Here is a 17,690-nt window from a genome sequence, read left to right on the forward strand (position 1 = left end):
ACGACTCGACGCGATCAGCCGCGCGGCCCTGCATCGAGCTGCGGCCGCGCAGCCCCGAACAGGCTGACGCTCAGCACTGTCGCATCCTGAATCTGCAACCGAACCGGCACCGTACCGCCCGGCATCACCACCGCGACCTCCCCGCCCGCGACCCAACCGGCGCGCCACGCGGCGCACGCCACGGCACAGGCGCTGGTCCCGGAGGACGCCGTCGGCCCCTCTCCCCGCTCGAACACCCGCGCAAGCACTCGATTGCCGGACGCCTGGGCAGCCCATTGCAAGTTGACCCCGGCCACACAGGGCTGGCCACGCCCGGCAGGTGGCGCAAATGCAATCGCCTGCAAGGGCTCGAACAGTGCGCTCTGGTGCATCGGCAGATTGTCCGGCAGCGCAGCGGCCTGGTACACCAACGTCACGCAATGGGGGTTGCCCACCCGCACAAACTGGCTGCGCGTCCATGCCGGGTTGATCGCCGCCAGCGCGGGCACATGGCTGAACGCCCCCTCTTCGGTGCCAGGCAGGTCCGCGCCGACCGCCAGGGGGCCGAACGCCGGCTGCCCCAACGCCAGCCAGAACCCACGCACCTGCTCGTGCAGTGCCGGTTCGACATAGGTGGCCAGCGGCGACTTCGCATCCTGTTTATCGTGATGCACCCGCAGCTCGCAGCCCTGCGTCATCAAGCCCTGATCGCTCAGCGCCTGGGCGAAGATGGTCAGTCCATTGCCACTGCGCTCCGCAAGGGAGCCGTCAGTATTGACGATCAACAGGTCGAACGGCGGCGCCGCCTGGAACGGCCCGACCAACAACCCATCACAACGGTGCGCCTTGGCGCCGGCCGGACGCGGCGAAGGCCCCCAGCCACATTCGGCGGCAATGGCCGGCAGTGCCCAAGCGTCCCGCCGGCTCGCCGCGAGGGCCGCAGTGTCGGGCACCTCGACCCCGTGGCGACGCAAACAGGCCGGGCTGACCACCCCATAGATATTGCCGCGGGCATCGTAGAACCGGGTCAAGGGGTCGCCTGGCTGAAAGTCCTTCATCGCTTCGTCCGTCCAATCGTCTGCACACAGAAGCAGCAGCGTATTACAGAACGGTCGGCGCGTGGGAAGTGGTCTGGAAGGTGCGTCATCCGCCGCAGGAAGCCTGGGGTTCAGCAATTCTCACGGGGATTACGCACCTTCCAGACCACCTCCTACACGTCGATGTCCTCTAGGTGGCAGCCAGTGTCCAGAGCGTTCCGTGCTGGCGAAAATAAAACCCGTCGCCAGCGCGAACGCCGCGTGAACCTGGCTCGCTCGATCAGGCTTGATGTGTAAGGATGTCGCGCCGGACATCGTTCGTTGAACGCAAAACCAAGGATTCTCCATGACTGCCATCCCCACCCCAGCGCCCGTGGTTCCCGGGCGGCTGGAGCAAATGTCGACGCGCATCGCCTTCTTCATCGCCGGCTTCGGCATCGCCGCCTGGGCGCCGTTGGTGCCGTATGCCAAGGCCCGCGCCGAACTCAACGAGGGCACCCTGGGCCTGTTGCTGCTGTGTCTGGGGGGCGGCTCGATCATCGCCATGCCGGTGGCCGGCGCACTGGCCTCGCGCTATGGTTGCCGGCGCGTACTGAGCGCCGGGACGGTCCTGATCTGCCTGGCGTTGCCCATGCTCGCCACGGTCAGTTCGATCCCGTTGCTGATGGCCGGTCTGTTCCTGTTCGGCGCGGGCCTGGGTACGGTCGACTCCACGGTCAACCTGCAAGCGGTGATCGTCGAGCGCGCCAGCGGCAAAACCATGATGTCGGGCTTCCATGGGTTGTTCAGCCTGGGCGGCATCGTCGGCGCAGCGGGGGTTTCCGGGTTGCTGGGGCTGGGGTTTTCGCCGCTGCAGGCGACCCTGGTGGTGATCGTCATCATGGCGCTGGCGCTGTTCAAGGCCGCCCCCCACTGGTTGCCCTACGGCAGTGAAAGCGCCGGGCCGCCGTTTGCCATTCCCCACGGCGTGGTGCTGTTTATCGGCGGCTTGTGTTTCATCGTGTTTTTGGCCGAAGGCGCCGTGCTCGACTGGAGCGCGGTGTTCCTCAGCGCCGAACGCGGCCTGGATGAAGCCTACGCCGGCCTGGGTTATGCGGCCTTTGCCCTGACCATGACCGCCGGGCGCCTGACCGGCGACCGGATTGTCCGTCGACTGGGGGCTGCCCGGGTGATCGTCACCGGCGGGGCGCTGGCGGCGGCCGGGATCTTCCTCGCGACCCTGTCACCGGCCTGGGCCATGTCCCTGCTGGGCTATGCGCTGGTCGGCGCCGGATGTTCAAATATCGTCCCGGTGCTCTACACCGCTGTCGGCAAGCAGACCGTCATGCCGGAACACATCGCCGTGCCGGCCATCACCACCCTCGGCTATGCCGGTATTCTCGCGGGGCCCGCGGTGATCGGTTTCATTGCCCATGGCAGCAGCCTGGCGACTGCCTTCCTGTTGATCGGGGGATTGCTCGCAGCGGTGGCGGTCAGCGGCAAAATACTGCGGGTATGAGCAAAGGACATGAGCGGCCTGAATCCTTCAAGTAGCTCATGTACGCCTGATCGTTTCTTCCCTGCCTTATCGTTTCCCGTCCGCAGCGCTGTGCCTGGCAGAACGGTTCAGTGGTTAGCCCAGATGCCGCTCGGTGTCATTGGCCAGACGGCAAGACAACTTGTGCCATAACCCGGCGAGCGTGGAAAACACAGGGCTGGACAACGGTTCCTCCGTGAATGTTCGAGAACCTTTATCGAAGTCTTCGGCGGTGGGCGCCCTGAAGCTGAACTTCGGCGAAGACATGAGGTTGAGTGCCTGCGAACGGGATGTGCTTGGGAGGCCTGCTTCCCGTGCAGGCATCGCCAGGCTCGCAACCGTGTACTGGGAGGGCTGAGATTCAAAGGATGTCGAATTCATAGTCCAGACCTGATTCGGTAGGTGAAGACACCGGCAGCCATTCAACGGCCGATGGCAATCTCTTCGTGGTAAAACCCTTCCTCCCTGACTGAAGTGGTGCTTCCTGCTCACTACGCTTGCCAACCTATGCCGCGAGTGACGCGGCATTCGGCTGTGCCAGAGTTAACGCAGCAGTTTCAGCAGTTCGCGTCGCGAAATCTTGCCGTCGCGCTGCCACTCGTCAACATTGTCCATCCGCCCCTGCAGAATCGAACGGGCCATGACTTCCTTGGCCAATTGGATGAGATGGTCAGTGAAGGGGTTGCCCGTCAACGCCTGCGCCGCAAACTCTTTGAGCTTGTCGAGCTTGATGCTGTCGCCCCGACCGTTGCCCTTCAACTGTTGGAAATGGCCGAGCATTTCCTTGATCAGCTGTTTGTCGTCTTTGAGTTTAAAGGGGTTATCGGAACCGATGACGCTCATAATGTCGTCCCTGGACAAGCGGCCATCCGAAGCACCGGTGCTCATGTTTCGATCGAGCGCGCGTACCAGCTCGGGACGCCGCAGCAGTTCCTTCGCCAGGCGGATATTGGCGTCCATCTGCGGGTTGCCGGTCAACGGTCGCTCGGCCATTTTTTTCAGGCTTTCGAGGGTGACTTGCCGCGAAAAATGCCCTTCCCTGAACGCGCCGTAATTGCTCAGCAGCGCCTGGGCCAGTTGCTGATTGCTTTGCTTGGAGTAATGCGGGTCCGGCCGCTCGGGGGTTGGGCGCGGCGGTGGGCCGGGGTTCGGGCGCACATTATCGGGCAGCGGACGTTGCGGCGGCCCCGAGTGATAATGACCGTGGCCGAAGTACGGGCGCGACGACGTGCTGCCGAATGCTGAGCCAAAGTGATACGAATCCCAGAACAGGCTCTGGCTGGCCGATGAGCTCATAGACCGCTCGGCAATGGACATGGGGTCTCTGAAAGACTTGTCATCAGAGGAGTGAGCGACAGACTGCATGAATACTGATGCCGACATTTAGTTCTCCAGTTCGGTTTGATCAGACGCCTTGCCTCAGCGCTCCAGGCGCCCCGACGATCGACAAATCGTCAAGCAAACCAGCGGAAGCAGGCTTATCCTGTGTGGCAGAACTGTGGGAGTCGGTTCCTGATCGCGCTGAAAGTTTCCAGCGCCCAGGTAGGAAGAGCATCTGCTGAGATACGGAACTCATCACCTTCCCAAGCCGTTTCGGCGCAGCCAACCCCCTCGCCGCCCAACCCGACCCAGGCGCGCAAAAAACCTCGGTTCACCAGCATCAACCGTCAGCGGCGCAGGTGCATGGACTGCAGAATCGCGGCTGGAATTTGCTCGAGCGGCAACTCGCGCTCCACCGCACCGAGCTTGAAGGCCTCCTTAGGCATGCCGTACACCACGCACGACTCTTCATTCTGGCCCAGCGTCAGCGCGCCGTTGTCGTGCATCTCCTTCAACCCGCGAGCGCCATCGTCCCCCATGCCCGTCATGATGATGCCCAGCGCGTTGCCGCCGGCACTGCGGGCGACCGAACGAAACAGCACGTCCACCGAAGGGCGGTGCCGGCTGACAGGGGGCCCATCAACGATTTCAACCAGGTATTGGGCGCCGCTGCGCTTGAGCAACATGTGCCTGCCGCCGGGAGCAATCAACGCACAACCGGGAATGACGCGATCGCCATTTTTCGCCTCCCTGACTTCGATCTCGCACAGGCGGTTGAGCCGCTCGGCAAATGCCGCGGTGAAGTGTTCCGGCATGTGCTGCACGATCACGATTCCCGGGCACACCCTGGGCAAGGCAGTCAGCACCAGCTCCAGGGCTTGCGTGCCGCCGGTGGACGTACCAATGGCGACGATGTTTTCGGTGGTGCGCGCCATGGCCTGCGTGCTCGCCGGCAGTATGACGTCGGCAGTCAGCTTGACCGGGGCTCGCTCGCTGGACGGCACCATGCGTTTCATGTTGGCCCGGGCTGCGGCCTTGACGGCACCGGCCAATTCATCGGAACTGTCGGTCAGGAACTGACGCAAATTGAGTTGCGGCTTGGTCACGATACTCACCGCACCGGCCGCCAGCGCTTGCATGGTGGTGGCCGCGCCCTTCTCGGTCAGCGTGGAGCAGATGACCACTGGCGTCGGATGTTCGGCCATCAGTTTCTTGAGGAACGTAATGCCATCCATCCGCGGCATCTCGACGTCCAGCACGATGACGTCCGGCCATTGCTTGTTCATCTTGTCCATGGCGAACACCGGGTCCGCCGCCGCGCCGATCACTTCAATGGCCGGGTCTTGCCCAAGGGTCGCCGTCAGCACCTGGCGAACCACCGCGGAGTCGTCAATGATCAGTACTTTGATAAGGCTCATATCGCACGCTCTCCATGAGGGCTGCTGAGTGGCCAATGCAGGGCCAGGTAGTTGAGTTCGATGTTGCCATTGGCCAGATCGAACACCACGGTTCGATAACCCACGCCTTCCACATGAAAGTTGTGACACCGCAAATGATGCGAATCGAGCAGGTGCCTGGCTTGCTCGACATTGCGCTGGCCAACGTAGTGATTGTCCGAACGCGCCAGCCCCGGAAACATATCCCCGCCGCCATACACGCTGATTCTGAACTCCGTCGGCGGCACCTTGATCGCGTGCATTCGGCCGAGCAGCAATTGGAGCGCCTCATCGCCGTAGCGACCATCCAGTGCAGCCGATCTCTTCACTGCGCGCCGCGGCAACAGGTAGTGGCACATGCCGCCCAACAAGCGCCGCGGATGCCAGACCACCAATGCAACGCATGAGCCCAGCACGGTGCGCAGCCGAATGGCGCCTGAACCGAAAAACCACTCGCCGGGATTCAGGTACACCTCGCGGGACGGTGGGGTGTCAGGCATGCGGCCTCCGATAGATCGAAGGCTTGACCAGTCGCAGTTCATCGGTCACGCCATTGAGACTTTCCGAATGGCTGACCAGGAAATAGCCGCCGGGCTTGAGGTGGCTGACCAGGCGCTTGACCACTTGCACTTTGGTCTCGCTGTCAAAATAGATCATCACGTTGCGCAGGAAGATCACGTCAAACATTCCCAGTTTCGGCAGCGGATTGTTCAAGTTGATAGCCTGGAAATCGATCCTCGACGCCAGCGCCGGTTCGACCATGAAGCAACCGTGGTTGGCGCCGACGCCCTTGAGGCAATATTTGTTGAGCAACGCTTGGGGAATGCCGCGCGTGCCTTCGAGGGGGTAGCGCCCCTGGCGGGCCGTTTCCAGTACCCGGCTGCTGATATCCGATGCGACGATTTCCCAGGGCCGGCCGCCGAGGCTGTCCGCCAGGACCATGGCCAGGGTGTAGGGCTCTTCACCGCTCGAGCAGGCGCCGCTCCATACACGCAAAGGCCCGCTGCCACGCAGTTCGGGCAGTGCGACATCGCGCAGGAAATCAAAATGCTTGGGCTCGCGGAAGAAGTAGGTTTCGTTGGTGGTCAGCATATCGACCGCCACTTGTAGTTCCGTCGCGTCCTTCATCAGCACTTTGTAGTACGCGCCGTAGGTATTGAGCTTGAACACTTGCAGGCGCTTGGCGAGCCGAGCGCTCACCAACTGTTTTTTGGCATCCGACAGGCTGATGCCGGCGATTTGATGAATGAGAGTGCGAAACTGCAGGAACTCCGCATCGGAGAGAATCACGTTCATGAGGACACTCCCAAAAAACAATCAGGCAGTTGAAGGCAGCAAGGGATCAAGGGTTGCCAGCACATCGACCTGCTCCAGGGACAACACGCGACCGATATCCAGCAACAACACAAAACCGCTCTCCAATTTGCCGATGCCCAACAGGAAGTCCGCTCTGACATCGGTCCCGAAATTCAAGGACGGTTCGATATCCTGATCGGCGATTTCAAGGACCTCGCTGACCGCATCCACAATGATGCCCACCGGCTTGCCCCCGGCATTGGCCTGTACCTCAAGGATCACAAAGCAGGTCCTCGAGGTCTGCACCGTGCGCTCGCCGCGAAAGCGCACGCCCAGGTCCAGCACCGGAACCGCCGCGCCGCGCAGATTGATCACGCCGCGGATGCTGGGCGGCAACAACGGCACGCTGGTGATCGGTCCGTATTCGATGATCTCTCGCACGTTGAGCGTGCCGACGGCGAACATCTCATCCCCCAACTCGAAGGTGAGGTATTGGCTAGGGCTCGAGACCGTGGCTTTACCTGGACTTGCGATGGATAACGCCATGACTCACCTCGCATCGATTACTTTGCGGCCGCGCCGGGAGGCGCGGTCGTACACGTCAAGCTCGCATCAAGCCGGCCATCTCATCGACACACAACACCTGCTCGATTTGCAGCAGCGTGACAAAAGCACCTCGCACCTTGGTCATCCCCCGGATGAAGTCGGTACGGATAGGGTTACCAAAGGCCGGCGCGGGCTTGATATCGATATCGAGGATCTCGATCACTTCGCTGACCGAGTCCACCACCACCCCCAGCACCTGGGACTCGCCCTCCTTCGCCGCTTCAAGAATGACGATGCACGTTCGGCTGCCCAGCACCGTCACACCCTTGCCAAACCGCGCCTTGAGGTCCACTAACGGCACCACTGAACCGCGCAGGTTGATCACCCCGCGCAGGAATGTCGGCATCATCGGCACCGTGGTCACCTGGTTGTATTCGATGATTTCGCGAACGTTCAGTGTATTGACCGCATACATCTGCTGGTCAGCCAAGAAGGTCAGGTACTGCAAGGGCTCATCGACCTGCGGCGCTGACTCCAAAGTGTTCGGCATAACGGCTGTGGCGCTCATGGGTCAGCTCCCGAAGCGGACGAAACCGCTCTCCACCGCACGGCTATCCTGGTCGAACGTGGATGCCGCGCGATTGATCACGGGCATCGAGGCGGTCCGCCCGGCGCGCTTGCTCTGTACGCTGAAAAAGCCCATGAGTTCCTGCAACTGCTCGGCCTGGCCGCTCATTTCCTCGGCCGTCGCCGCCAGCTCTTCGGAGGCCGAAGCGTTTTGCTGGGTCAATTGGCTCATCTGCGACATCGCGCTGTTGATTTGCTCGGAGCCGATGGATTGTTCTTCCGAGGCGGCCGCGATTTCCTGCACCAGATCAGAGGTCTTGGCGATCGAAGGCACAATCTCGTCAAGCAGGTTGCCCGCCCGTTCCGCCAAGGCCACGCTGTTCTTGGCCACTTCACTGATTTCCTGCGCCGCGATCTGGCTGCGCTCGGCCAGTTTGCGTACTTCGGCCGCCACCACCGCGAAGCCTTTGCCGTGCTCGCCGGCACGCGCCGCTTCGATCGCCGCGTTGAGCGCCAACAGGTTGGTCTGGTAAGCGATGGAGTCGACGATGCCGATTTTCTCAGCGATGGTCTTCATCGCCGCCACCGTGTCCTTCACGGCGCGACCGCCTTCCGAGGCTTCCTTGTTGGCTTTACCCGCCATGCCGTCGGTCACCTTGGCATTTTCGGTATTTTGAGCAATGGACGCCGACATCTGCTCCATCGATGCCGAGGTCTGCTCCACCGACGCGGCCTGTTCGGACGCCGACTGCGCCATGCTTTGCGCAGTGGCGGAGATCTCCTCGGAAGCACTGGACAGCGAATCGGCTGAGCCGCGCACTTCGCCGATGATTTCCGAGAGTTTTTCCACGGTGCCGTTGACCGAGTTTTTCAGTTCCAGGAACTTGCCTTGATAGTCGCCGTTGATGGTCCGGGTCAGGTCGCCATTGGACATCGCCGACAAGACATCCATGGCTTCAGTAATCGGCACGATGATCGCATCCAGCGAACCGTTGATCCCCAGGATGATGCGGCGGAAATCACCTTGATGCCGAGCGGCGTCAGGCCGGGTATCGAGTTTGCCGATCAGCGCGCTGTCGCTGATCTGGCTGGTGTCTTCGACGAGCGCCAGGATATTGGCCCGCAGTTGCTCGATGTTCTCGTTGATAAAGGCTTTTTTGCCGGGGAATTGCTCAAGCGGTGCCGACAGATTGCCTTCGCCGAACGCGCGGATACAGGCCATGGCTTTTTTCTTCACGCTGATATGGCCGTTGACCATCTCGTTGATGCCCTGGGCCATGGAGCGGTAACTGCCATGAAAGCGGCCAGCATCGATCTGTGCATCGATGTCGCCCTTGTCGTGTTCACTGGACATGCGGTTTATCTCCGCGACCAGCCCATGCAGGCTCGCGCCCAGTTGTTGCATGGACGCCATCAAGCTCGTGGTGTCACCGGGCTTGAGCGTGGCTTTGGCATCCAGCTCCCCCGCTGACAAGCGAGCGGCGAAAGCGCGCACGGCCACCGGTTCGCCGCCGAGTTGGCGCATCAGGTTGCGTCCCAGAAGTGCGCCCACCAACGCGGTGGCTAAAAATGTCAGCGCGCTGACCAGCAGGATGAGGGAGCGGGCATTCTTCTCAGTGGCGGTGGCAACCAATTGGCCCTTGCGCCCCAGTTCCAGGTTGTATTCGCGCAGCTCACCGATCGTCGTCAGCACCGCGCTCTGCAATGGCTGGCTGGCCTCGATCAATGCGCGGGCCGAGGCTTGATCACCGTCGTCGATGAACTTGTCGAAATGCGCCTGCAGGGTCGCGAATTCAGCCAAGCGGCCACGTAACTGCTTCAACAGTGCTGCGTCATGGTCGTCGGAGACCAATGCGCCCTCATAGTGATCCAGGGCTTTGCCAATCGCGCTGAAGTTCTGTGCCACGTTCTGTGCATAGCTGGACACGAAGTTTTTTTCGGAATCGTTCAGACGTTGCCATTCCAGGGTGTGAAGGTCGGTGAACGCAGCCGCCGCACGGTCGATTTCCAGCAAGCTGGGCACGGTATTGGTGTTGGCATAACTGGCGCTCGTATTGATTTCACCAGCCAGGTAAAGGCTGGTACCACCCAACACGACAACGCCGAGCGCTGCGGTGAAAACCAACAGCATGATATTTCTGATAACGGTCATGGCGAGGAACTCCTGATGACGCTCATTAAGTCGATAACGGACTTGGGATCGAACGGTGGGTGGCGTCCTTGGCAACGTGTCCTAACAAATTGGGTATATCCAGAATCAGGGCGACGGCTCCACTGCCAAGGATGGTGAACCCGCCGAGCCCATGGGCCTCACCAAACACTTTGCCCAATGGCTTGATCACGGTTTGAAACTCCCCCTGCAAGCGATCGACCACCAAGCCAGCACGCAGGCCGGCGTATTGCACGACGACCACGTTTTCTCGACTGCCTCGGGGTTCTTGCACATCGAACATGTCCCGCAGGCGCAGGATCGGCAGCACATCTCCACGCAGGTCCAGGTAGCCGGTGTCTGCGCCCTGTCCAGGCGCCAGTTCGATGCACTCCTCCACCATGTTCAACGGGATGACATAAGAGGCCTTGCCCACCCCGATCAGAAAGCCGTCGATGATTGCCAGGGTCAGCGGCAGACGAATCCGTACCGTTGTGCCCTGCCCTTCTTCGCTCTCGAGGCTCACGCTGCCGCGCAACGCGGTGATATTGCGCTTGACCACATCCATGCCCACCCCGCGGCCGGACAGGTTGCTGACCTGGTCGGCGGTGGAGAAGCCCGGCTCGAAAATCAAGTTCAGGATGTCTTTATCCGCCGGTAGCTGGCCGTCCCCCACCAGGCCACGCTCGCGGGCCTTGGCCAGGATTTTGTCCTTGGCCAGGCCACCGCCGTCGTCCGACACTTCGATCACGATACTGCCGGACTCGTGGTAGGCATTCAGGCGTACCGTGCCCTGGGCCGGCTTGCCCCGTTGAAGGCGCGTCGACACGGCCTCGATGCCATGGTCCATGGCGTTGCGCACCAAGTGCGTCAACGGGTCGCCGATACGTTCGACGACGGTCTTGTCCAACTCGGTCTCGCCACCGCCGATCTGCAGCACGATGTCCTTGCCCAGTTCCTTGGAGACGTCGCGCACCACCCGCTGGAAGCGCGTGAATGTCGCGCCGATCTGCACCATGCGCAGGGTCAGTGCCGAGTCACGCACCTCTTCCACCAAGCGCGATAACAGGCTGGTGGCTTCGATCATCTCGCCAATCCCGCTACGCACTGCCACCAGGTTGGCTCCGGCACCGGCGATGATCAGCTCGCCAACCAGGTTGATCAGTTGGTCCAGCTTGGCGGCATCGACGCGGATCAGGTTGCCTTCGTTGCTCGCCGCACCCTTGCCGGCCTTGATCAACGGCGCGACTGAATCGGGTGGTGCGTCCAGCTCGCCGCGCATCTCGACCGGAACTTGCTCACCCTCCTGGGTGACGAGCAGGGCCTGGGACTCCGTCAATGTGCCGCAACGCACCAGCAGCTCAAGCAGCACGGCATTGTCTTCCGGCAATCCGTCGAGATGCGCGCGACAGGCTTGGACAGAGGCTTGCGGTGCAAGGATCTGGACGAGCGCGTCATCGCGCACAAAATCAAAGGCTCCGTCGATGACCTCCCGCGAGGCATCGCTGAGCAGCGCGAGTTCAAAGCCCAGGTAGTTGGTTTCCGGGTCCATCGACGCAAACGGCGGCAACCCCTCGCACAGTGTGACGGTATGCAGCAACTGCCCCAACGTGCTCAGGTAACGCAGGAACGCCAGCGGGTCCATGCCGTTGCGCAATACATCCGGACCAAAGCGCAGGGACAAGTGCCAGTGGCCGGGACTTGCGCCCGGCTCGTCCGCCGGCTGCGTGGCTGGAGCGGGCGAAGCGCTCGGCACCGAGCCTTCCAGGTACTGCGCGAGCCGCTCGCCCAGGCATTGGCCCTGGACCCGCAGCGGTTCGTCCAATCGGTCAAGGTTGCCATCCTCGGCCAGCAGGTCGATCAACTGGCCGATATGGTCACGGGCATCGAGGAACAACGCACTCAATGCCTCGTCGACGCGCACTTCCAGGCTGCGGACCCGGTCCAGGACGCTTTCGGCGACATGGGTGAACTCAACGATGGGCATCAAGCCAAACAAGCCGGCCGAGCCTTTGATGGTGTGGGCCACGCGGAACAAGCCGTTGATGGTGTCGAGGTCCTGCGGCGACCTCTCGATCTGCAGCAGTGCGTCTTCCATTTGCAGCAGGAGCTCGCGACTCTCGGCAATGAAAGTCTGCAGCACGTCATCCATGTTCATGGGCTGGGCCATACGATCATGCTCCAAGCGACTGGGCGAAAAGCGGATTGGCGAAGTAGTCGTCAAGACCGCTGAGCCGTATTGCTTCGATTACGGTCGCGCTCGGGTTGCTCAGCAACAGCTGTGTTCCGTCCTTGAGCGACTCGCGTTTGATGAGGATCAACAATTGCAGACCGGCGCTGTCCAGTTCGTCGACATTGGACAAGTCCAACTCAACCTCATGCGCCAGCGGAAACAACGACAACAACAGGTCTTTTTGTTCAGTGGCGGTGTAGATCGTCAGGGGGCCTTCCATGACCTGGATTCGACGTAGCATCGGTACGGTGCTTTTCATGGAAACCTCCTGGCCAGCGGTCGCTGGTCATTGCTATGGCAGGATCAACTTGGAGACGGCAGTGAGCATTTGCGCTGGCTGAAAGGGCTTGACCATCCACGCCTTGGCACCGGAGGCCTGGCCTTGCTGCTTCATCGCATCACTGGCCTCGGTGGTCAGCATGATGACCGGCGTGAACTTGTAGGCCGGCAATAACTTGGCCGCCTTGACGAAGCTGAAGCCGTCCATGTTGGGCATGTTCACGTCACTGACAATCAGGTGGATTTTGCGTCCGTCCAGTTTGCTCAGCGCATCTTTGCCATCACAGCCTTCGATCACGTCATAACCCGCGCCTTTGAGAGTGATGCTGACCACCTGCCGGATGGAGGCAGAGTCGTCGACGATCAGAATGGTTTTGCTCATCGGAAAAGCTCCTCTAGAAAAAGGTGATTTCGCTGTCATCGGACTTGGCGTGCGTGTTACCGCCATGGATAGCGTGTTGCTCCGGCATGGTGTAGGCCGTTGAAAGCTCTTGCAGCCAACGATCACTGACCATCGGGCTGAGGGTATGCCCGCTCAGGCTCGATGCCTGGCGCTCGTCCAATTGCTGCTGGAGCTTGTCCAGGTCGCGGGTAATCAGCGTCAACATCTGGCTGACGCGGTCCTGGAACTGCAAGGCAACCAGCACCTGGGCAATCTCGTCGGCGACGTTGGCGCTCTGCTGTTGCAGGTCATGGCTGTTGCGCACGAGGGTCTGGGCGGTACCGCGAAAATGTTCGATGACCTGCGAGACCACACGCTCCGAATCCGCAAGGGTCAAGGTGTCTTGTTCAGCGTGGTGGCGGGACATTTGCACCGTGCGGGCAATGGCCGCATTGACGGTATTCACGGTTTCACTGATCTTGCGCCCGGTCTCGCCGGACATACTCGACAGCTTGCGCACTTCATCGGCGACCACCGCAAAACCTCGCCCCGCCTCACCGGCGCGCGCGGCCTCGATGGCGGCGTTGAGGGCAAGCAGGTTGGTTTGACTGGCGATGTCACCGACAAACTTGGCCATCTGCTGAAGTTGTTCGGTGAAGCCGGAGAGCTGCAGGACTTCTTTGAGTTCGCTCTCTTTATTGGAGAGCGCGGAGCGCAGGGCCAGCACGATGGAATTGAGGTCGCGCTGGCCGACTTCCAGCAAGTCGACCAATTGCTGGGAAGCATCTTGCCCGCCGTTGCTGGCCACGCTGTGGCTGATGTTCGATGACAGCGTGCCAAAACGTTCGCTGAGCTTGAGGATGGACGTTTCGCTGATCACGCGCGCGGCTTCGATCTGCCTGGACCAAACGGGAAGCACGCTGAGGCACACGTCTGCCAGGCCGTTATCGACGGCCAATGTCGCCGAGACCTCGGGCGGCTGATCGAGCTGGCGTTGCAGGCTGTTGCAATGCGCCTGAAAGCATCTGTTTGCCCAAAGGCCCAAGCCAACGCACAGCGCCAACAACGCGCCCCCTGCCGCCACAGCCCATGCGCTGAAGTCATTGCTGTAGGCAACCGCAAGGCCTCCGAGCAGACCGGCCAAGGCGACCGGAAACACTATCAAAGCAGCCGAGGGGGGTGTGGTCTGTTCGCTCACGGTCTGTCTCCCAATCGAAGCATCTCGTCGCCGGTTGATCGGCAGTTCGATTGCTTGAGAGGGATACTGGCCCAATAATGGCACCACGGCCATCGGACCATCCCTATTCCAGGGTAGGGATACCGGCAACCAAGGTAGGAAAATCCCTACACAAGGGGGTTGCTCACGAAATACCCAAGGTCATGGCGAAGCGCACAATGTCCGCCGTAGAGCCGAACCCCATCTTTTCCATGAGCCGGGTCTTGTGGGTGCTGACCGTCTTGTTGCTGATGACCAACTGTTCGGCGATCTGGTTGACGCTCATGCCATGAGCCAGCAAGCGCAGAATCTGAAACTCGCGATCGGACAGGCTTTCAACGTAGGTCTGTTGCTTCAGGCCACTGCTTTGCAGGGCAATCTGCTCTGCCAGCGCCGGGTCCAGGTAACGTTGGCCGCTGGCCACTCGTCGCATGGCAACCAACAGGGTCTCGGGGTCGCGGTCCTTGGTGAGGTAGCCGAGCGCACCAGCGCGCAGTGCGCGTTGCGCAATGTGGATTTCGTTATGCATGCTCAACACCAGGATCGGCAGCTCCGGGTACTGGGTATGCAGGCGGGCGATCAGGATTTCGCCGCTGATACCCGGCATGTTCATATCGAGCAGCAGCAGGTCGATCTCGACCTGGCGCAACAGCTCGATCACTTGCGTGCCACTCTCGGCTTCGGCCACCACCTGGACATCGGCGACCAGCATGAACAACTGCTTGAGCCCTTCGCGCATGATGGTGTGGTCATCGGCGATCAGCATGCGAATCATTAATACGTATCCTTGTGCATCGGAATGAATGCCTGGACTGTTGTGCCCTGTCCGGGATGGCTGAAAACAATCACTTTGCCGCCCAACATCAGGCCACGCTCACGCATCCCGGCCAACCCCAGGGTCTGCCGGGTGACGGCGTCGGGGTCAAACCCCTTGCCATTATCCTGGACCTCCAGCAGCCAGTTGGTTTCCTGCGGGCTCAGGGTGACGCTGACCTGTGTCGCTTCGGCGTAACGCGCGATATTGGTCAACGACTCCTGCACGATGCGAAACGCGGCGGTGACGTGGGTATCGGGGAGCATCAGGGGAATCGACGGCAGGTGTAACACACAGGGAACCCGGGTCAAGGTGACGAACTCGGTGGTCAGCCACTCAAGACCGGAAACCAGCCCCAGGTTTAACGCGGACGGTCGCAGGCTGGTGGAGACATCACGCACGACCTGGATCGTCTTGTCGGTCAGCACCATCAGCCGCTCGACCTGCGGGGTCAGCTCGGGCGTCGAGGCGCCGAATTGAAACCTCAACAGTGATATCCCCATGCGCAGTGCCGTCAAGTGCTGGCCCAGCTCATCATGGATCTCCCTGGCGATCAGTTTGCGCTCCTCTTCCCGCGCCGTTTCGCGACGGGTCGACAGATCGCGCAATTGTGCATTGGAGTTGGCCAGGCGCCGCTCGGCAGCCCGCAGCCTGGAAATATCGCGCCCCACCGCCAGCACACTCACGACCCGCTGGCCGTCGACCTCTGGAACAAAGTGGATCAGTACCACTTTGGGTGCGCTCTTCAACCCCGAGAGCAGAAACTCCTGCTCCGTCGCTTTATTTTCCTGAATCACTTGGGCCACCAATTCGCGAAACAGCTGAGACTGGTGGTTCAGCGGCGCCACCGCGTCCATGGGCATGCCCATCAGTTCCGGCCAGGCCCCGCCCACCCATCTTCGCAGCTGCGCATTGACGTAGAGCACTTCGCCATGAGCACTCAACCGAGCGATAGCGTCCGGGCTGTTTTCGACCAGTGCGCTGATGTCGTGCTGGCGTCCGAGTTCTTTCTGCCGGGCCCTGATCAACAGGGTAATGTCGCGGCTGATCACCAATATCCGTGCCGCCACACGCCCTGAATCCGCCACCGGCACCAGCGTAAAGTGCAGTTGACGGACTTCGTTGCGAAGCACCATGCCCTCATCCGACTCAACCACCCGCCCGGCGGTTGTGCATTGCTCACAAAGCGCCTGGATTTTTTGCGCGCCCAACCGACCAAAGATCAACTCCAGCGGCTCACCGATAACGTCGGCATGCGGTTTGCCCAGCGCGCGCAACAACGCCGGGTTGACCTCGACACAACGCAGGCAACCGACCGCCGTCATTTCCAGCAGGCAAAGCATGTCCAGGGTGTGGTCGAAAATGTCACGGTAACGACGCTCGCGCTCGCGGAGCAACGACTCTGATTGCCAGCGTTCGATCGCGATCGCCGCAATATGACAGGTCTGGCGCACGCGCAGGATGTCGCTCTCATCCGGCCCGGTGCCGGACGACTGAGACAACTCGAAAGTGCCGAGGACGTGGCCTTGTTTGTCCACGATCGGCTCGGACCAGCCTACGGCAGACGCCGTATTCATCACCGCGCCGGTGCCGAGCGGCGCTACCAGCTGCACCCGGCAGGACCGATGGGGCAAGGCCAATTGCAGATAGTCCACCAGGAGCCCGAGCGTTTCCTCCAGGGGCGCGCCTGTCGCCATTTTTTCGAAAATCCCCAAGCGCGCGTCTTCCAGGACCTGTTGCTTGCACAACTCGGTAATGTCGTGGGCCAGCGCCAACACGCCGATCACCTCGCCTGTCGGGCTGCGCTCGGCCGTCAGGCTGACCGCACAACTGACCAACTCGGTACTGTCCGCGAAGGTCCAACTGTCGAGGAATTGCGCGGTTTCGCCCGTCGCAACGACATGGCGCAGCTGGTTGATATAGTCACCCGCGTCCTCGTCGGGGCTCCCGCCTATCGACTCGTCATAAGACATGCCGGTCAAGCGCAAAAAGGCCGGGTTGACGTAAGTGCGCAACAGGTTGCGGTTGTAGCGAACGATGATGTTGGGTGAACTTTCCGCGAGGGTGAGAAATTTGAGTTCGCTGCCCACCAGCGTTTCGCGCAGCTGCCAGTTCTCGGTGATGTCCTCCAGTTGGGACACAAAGCAGAGCGGCTGCCCCTGATCGTCCCGCACCATTCCCACGGTCAACCGCGCCCACACCACCCGCCCGTCGCGATGGATATAGCGTTTATGCAACGTCGCGCCTGACCTCGCACCGCGCTTGAGTTCGTCGATCAACTGCTTGCCGACCTCGCGGTCCTCGGGGTGGGTCAGTGCCATGAACGTGGTGGTTTGCAACTGCGCTTCGCTATACCCAAGCAATGTGCAAATGACGCCATTGGCCCGTAGCCAACGACCGTCCAGCGACACCAGCGCCAGGCCGGTACCGGAGGAATCGAAAATCGACCTGAGCGGGATCTGCGCGTAGCTTTCGGTTTCGGATGGCGGGGCCGACGCGCCCTGGCGGGCAACGACCTCGACAATAAAATACGCATCGCGCCACAGCGTCAGGGAGAAGTCCAGCCCGCACGCTCCTCTGCTCAATGCCGCGAAACCAGCCCGCGTGTTCCCTGCGGCCGTTTCTAGCGCGGCATAAAACAGCCCATGGTCTTCGGGCCGCAGGAGGGCGATGAACTCGCCGCCCGCTGTCGGAGAAACGCCATTTTGAACTTGCAGATGGGCGAACGCGGAATTGCCGGCGACAACCCGAGCGGCGCGGTCCAGCGCCACAACCGCAATGGACAGACAGCCGAGCACACTCTCGAGGGTTCGCAACGTATCGTCGTCAGCCACTGCCTGTGCGTCGCGAGCCATCATCCCTGTGCCCTCGGTCGTTGAACGGACTTAACGATATTTGCAAGGCGGGTAAAACGCCTAGC

General features: G+C 61.3%; 16 protein-coding genes. 1 reads left to right on the forward strand and 15 read right to left on the reverse strand.

Annotated elements, in window-relative coordinates; translation table 11 throughout:
* Positions 1 to 14: 14 nt before the first annotated feature.
* Complete coding sequence (locus tag INT12_RS08535) at positions 15 to 1,010, reverse strand: diaminopimelate epimerase (RefSeq protein WP_193039672.1); 996 nt, start codon at positions 1,008 to 1,010, stop codon at positions 15 to 17.
* A 352-nt stretch (positions 1,011 to 1,362) separates the two neighbouring features.
* Here INT12_RS08535 and INT12_RS08540 point away from each other — a divergent pair, with 352 nt between their 5' ends.
* Complete coding sequence (locus INT12_RS08540; protein ID WP_102618293.1) at positions 1,363 to 2,514, forward strand: MFS transporter; 1,152 nt, start codon at positions 1,363 to 1,365, stop codon at positions 2,512 to 2,514.
* Positions 2,515 to 2,628: 114 nt separating this feature from the next.
* Here the strand turns inward: INT12_RS08540 and INT12_RS31215 are convergent, their stop codons facing one another.
* The 14 genes from INT12_RS31215 to INT12_RS08610 all read right to left on the reverse strand — a co-directional run bounded on the left by INT12_RS31215 (position 2,629) and on the right by INT12_RS08610 (position 17,625).
* Entirely contained in the window at positions 2,629 to 2,799 is a 171-nt protein-coding gene (locus tag INT12_RS31215) for a hypothetical protein (protein ID WP_226926067.1), read from the reverse strand.
* Positions 2,800 to 3,075: 276 nt separating this feature from the next.
* Positions 3,076 to 3,828 carry a hypothetical protein gene (locus tag INT12_RS08550; RefSeq protein ID WP_017847003.1) on the reverse strand — a complete coding sequence of 251 codons (753 nt, stop codon included), beginning with the start codon at positions 3,826 to 3,828 and terminating at the stop codon, positions 3,076 to 3,078.
* A gap of 371 nt (positions 3,829 to 4,199) precedes the next feature.
* On the reverse strand, positions 4,200 to 5,270 hold the full coding sequence (locus INT12_RS08555; protein WP_017847002.1) for a protein-glutamate methylesterase/protein-glutamine glutaminase: 1,071 nt from the start codon (positions 5,268 to 5,270) through the stop codon (positions 4,200 to 4,202).
* Entirely contained in the window at positions 5,267 to 5,788 is a 522-nt protein-coding gene (locus tag INT12_RS08560; RefSeq protein WP_046483201.1) for a chemotaxis protein CheD, read from the reverse strand. Before INT12_RS08560 ends, INT12_RS08555 begins: the two co-directional genes overlap by 4 nt.
* Entirely contained in the window at positions 5,781 to 6,584 is an 804-nt protein-coding gene (locus INT12_RS08565; RefSeq protein ID WP_017847000.1) for a CheR family methyltransferase, read from the reverse strand. The genes INT12_RS08560 and INT12_RS08565 overlap by 8 nt, the downstream gene beginning before the upstream one ends.
* 21 nt (positions 6,585 to 6,605) lie before the next feature.
* The gene (locus INT12_RS08570) at positions 6,606 to 7,130 is read right to left on the reverse strand and encodes a chemotaxis protein CheW (RefSeq protein ID WP_026140027.1); all 525 of its coding nucleotides are present in this window, start codon (positions 7,128 to 7,130) and stop codon (positions 6,606 to 6,608) included.
* 55 nt (positions 7,131 to 7,185) lie between these two features.
* A complete protein-coding gene (locus tag INT12_RS08575) occupies positions 7,186 to 7,698 on the reverse strand; it encodes a chemotaxis protein CheW (RefSeq protein WP_226926074.1) in 513 nt (170 codons plus the stop codon).
* A gap of 3 nt (positions 7,699 to 7,701) precedes the next feature.
* Positions 7,702 to 9,849, reverse strand: a complete 2,148-nt coding sequence (locus tag INT12_RS31915) for a methyl-accepting chemotaxis protein (RefSeq protein ID WP_193039664.1) — start codon at positions 9,847 to 9,849, stop codon at positions 7,702 to 7,704.
* A 25-nt stretch (positions 9,850 to 9,874) separates the two neighbouring features.
* The gene (locus INT12_RS08585; protein ID WP_193039663.1) at positions 9,875 to 12,016 is read right to left on the reverse strand and encodes a chemotaxis protein CheA; all 2,142 of its coding nucleotides are present in this window, start codon (positions 12,014 to 12,016) and stop codon (positions 9,875 to 9,877) included.
* 4 nt (positions 12,017 to 12,020) lie between these two features.
* Entirely contained in the window at positions 12,021 to 12,338 is a 318-nt protein-coding gene (locus INT12_RS08590) for a lipid asymmetry maintenance protein MlaB (protein ID WP_017846995.1), read from the reverse strand.
* 33 nt (positions 12,339 to 12,371) lie between these two features.
* Entirely contained in the window at positions 12,372 to 12,740 is a 369-nt protein-coding gene (locus INT12_RS08595; RefSeq protein WP_017846994.1) for a response regulator, read from the reverse strand.
* 13 nt (positions 12,741 to 12,753) lie between these two features.
* Positions 12,754 to 14,031 carry a methyl-accepting chemotaxis protein gene (locus INT12_RS08600; protein ID WP_081610152.1) on the reverse strand — a complete coding sequence of 426 codons (1,278 nt, stop codon included), beginning with the start codon at positions 14,029 to 14,031 and terminating at the stop codon, positions 12,754 to 12,756.
* A gap of 70 nt (positions 14,032 to 14,101) precedes the next feature.
* Positions 14,102 to 14,731 carry a response regulator gene (locus INT12_RS08605; RefSeq protein ID WP_017846992.1) on the reverse strand — a complete coding sequence of 210 codons (630 nt, stop codon included), beginning with the start codon at positions 14,729 to 14,731 and terminating at the stop codon, positions 14,102 to 14,104.
* The gene (locus INT12_RS08610) at positions 14,731 to 17,625 is read right to left on the reverse strand and encodes a PAS domain S-box protein (protein ID WP_226926076.1); all 2,895 of its coding nucleotides are present in this window, start codon (positions 17,623 to 17,625) and stop codon (positions 14,731 to 14,733) included. Before INT12_RS08610 ends, INT12_RS08605 begins: the two co-directional genes overlap by 1 nt.
* Between the last annotated feature and the right edge of the window lie 65 nt (positions 17,626 to 17,690).

The organism is Pseudomonas sp. K8, assembly GCF_014889455.1.
GTDB classification, from domain to species: Bacteria; Pseudomonadota; Gammaproteobacteria; order Pseudomonadales; family Pseudomonadaceae; genus Aquipseudomonas; species Aquipseudomonas veronii.

Bases quoted from the DNA above. Each gene is read 5' to 3' on its own strand.
- INT12_RS08540 (WP_102618293.1), top strand. From the start codon at position 1,363: ATGACTGCCATCCCCACCCCAGCGCCCGTGGTTCCCGGGCGGCTGGAG.
- INT12_RS31215 (WP_226926067.1), bottom strand. From the start codon at position 2,799: ATGTCTTCGCCGAAGTTCAGCTTCAGGGCGCCCACCGCCGAAGACTTC.
- INT12_RS08550 (WP_017847003.1), bottom strand. From the start codon at position 3,828: ATGAGCTCATCGGCCAGCCAGAGCCTGTTCTGGGATTCGTATCACTTT.
- INT12_RS08555 (WP_017847002.1), bottom strand. From the start codon at position 5,270: ATGAGCCTTATCAAAGTACTGATCATTGACGACTCCGCGGTGGTTCGC.
- INT12_RS08560 (WP_046483201.1), bottom strand. From the start codon at position 5,788: ATGCCTGACACCCCACCGTCCCGCGAGGTGTACCTGAATCCCGGCGAG.
- INT12_RS08565 (WP_017847000.1), bottom strand. From the start codon at position 6,584: ATGAACGTGATTCTCTCCGATGCGGAGTTCCTGCAGTTTCGCACTCTC.
- INT12_RS08570 (WP_026140027.1), bottom strand. From the start codon at position 7,130: ATGGCGTTATCCATCGCAAGTCCAGGTAAAGCCACGGTCTCGAGCCCT.
- INT12_RS08575 (WP_226926074.1), bottom strand. From the start codon at position 7,698: ATGAGCGCCACAGCCGTTATGCCGAACACTTTGGAGTCAGCGCCGCAG.
- INT12_RS31915 (WP_193039664.1), bottom strand. From the start codon at position 9,849: ATGACCGTTATCAGAAATATCATGCTGTTGGTTTTCACCGCAGCGCTC.
- INT12_RS08585 (WP_193039663.1), bottom strand. From the start codon at position 12,016: ATGGCCCAGCCCATGAACATGGATGACGTGCTGCAGACTTTCATTGCC.
- INT12_RS08590 (WP_017846995.1), bottom strand. From the start codon at position 12,338: ATGAAAAGCACCGTACCGATGCTACGTCGAATCCAGGTCATGGAAGGC.
- INT12_RS08595 (WP_017846994.1), bottom strand. From the start codon at position 12,740: ATGAGCAAAACCATTCTGATCGTCGACGACTCTGCCTCCATCCGGCAG.
- INT12_RS08600 (WP_081610152.1), bottom strand. From the start codon at position 14,031: ATGGCCGTGGTGCCATTATTGGGCCAGTATCCCTCTCAAGCAATCGAA.
- INT12_RS08605 (WP_017846992.1), bottom strand. From the start codon at position 14,731: ATGATTCGCATGCTGATCGCCGATGACCACACCATCATGCGCGAAGGG.
- INT12_RS08610 (WP_226926076.1), bottom strand. From the start codon at position 17,625: ATGGCTCGCGACGCACAGGCAGTGGCTGACGACGATACGTTGCGAACC.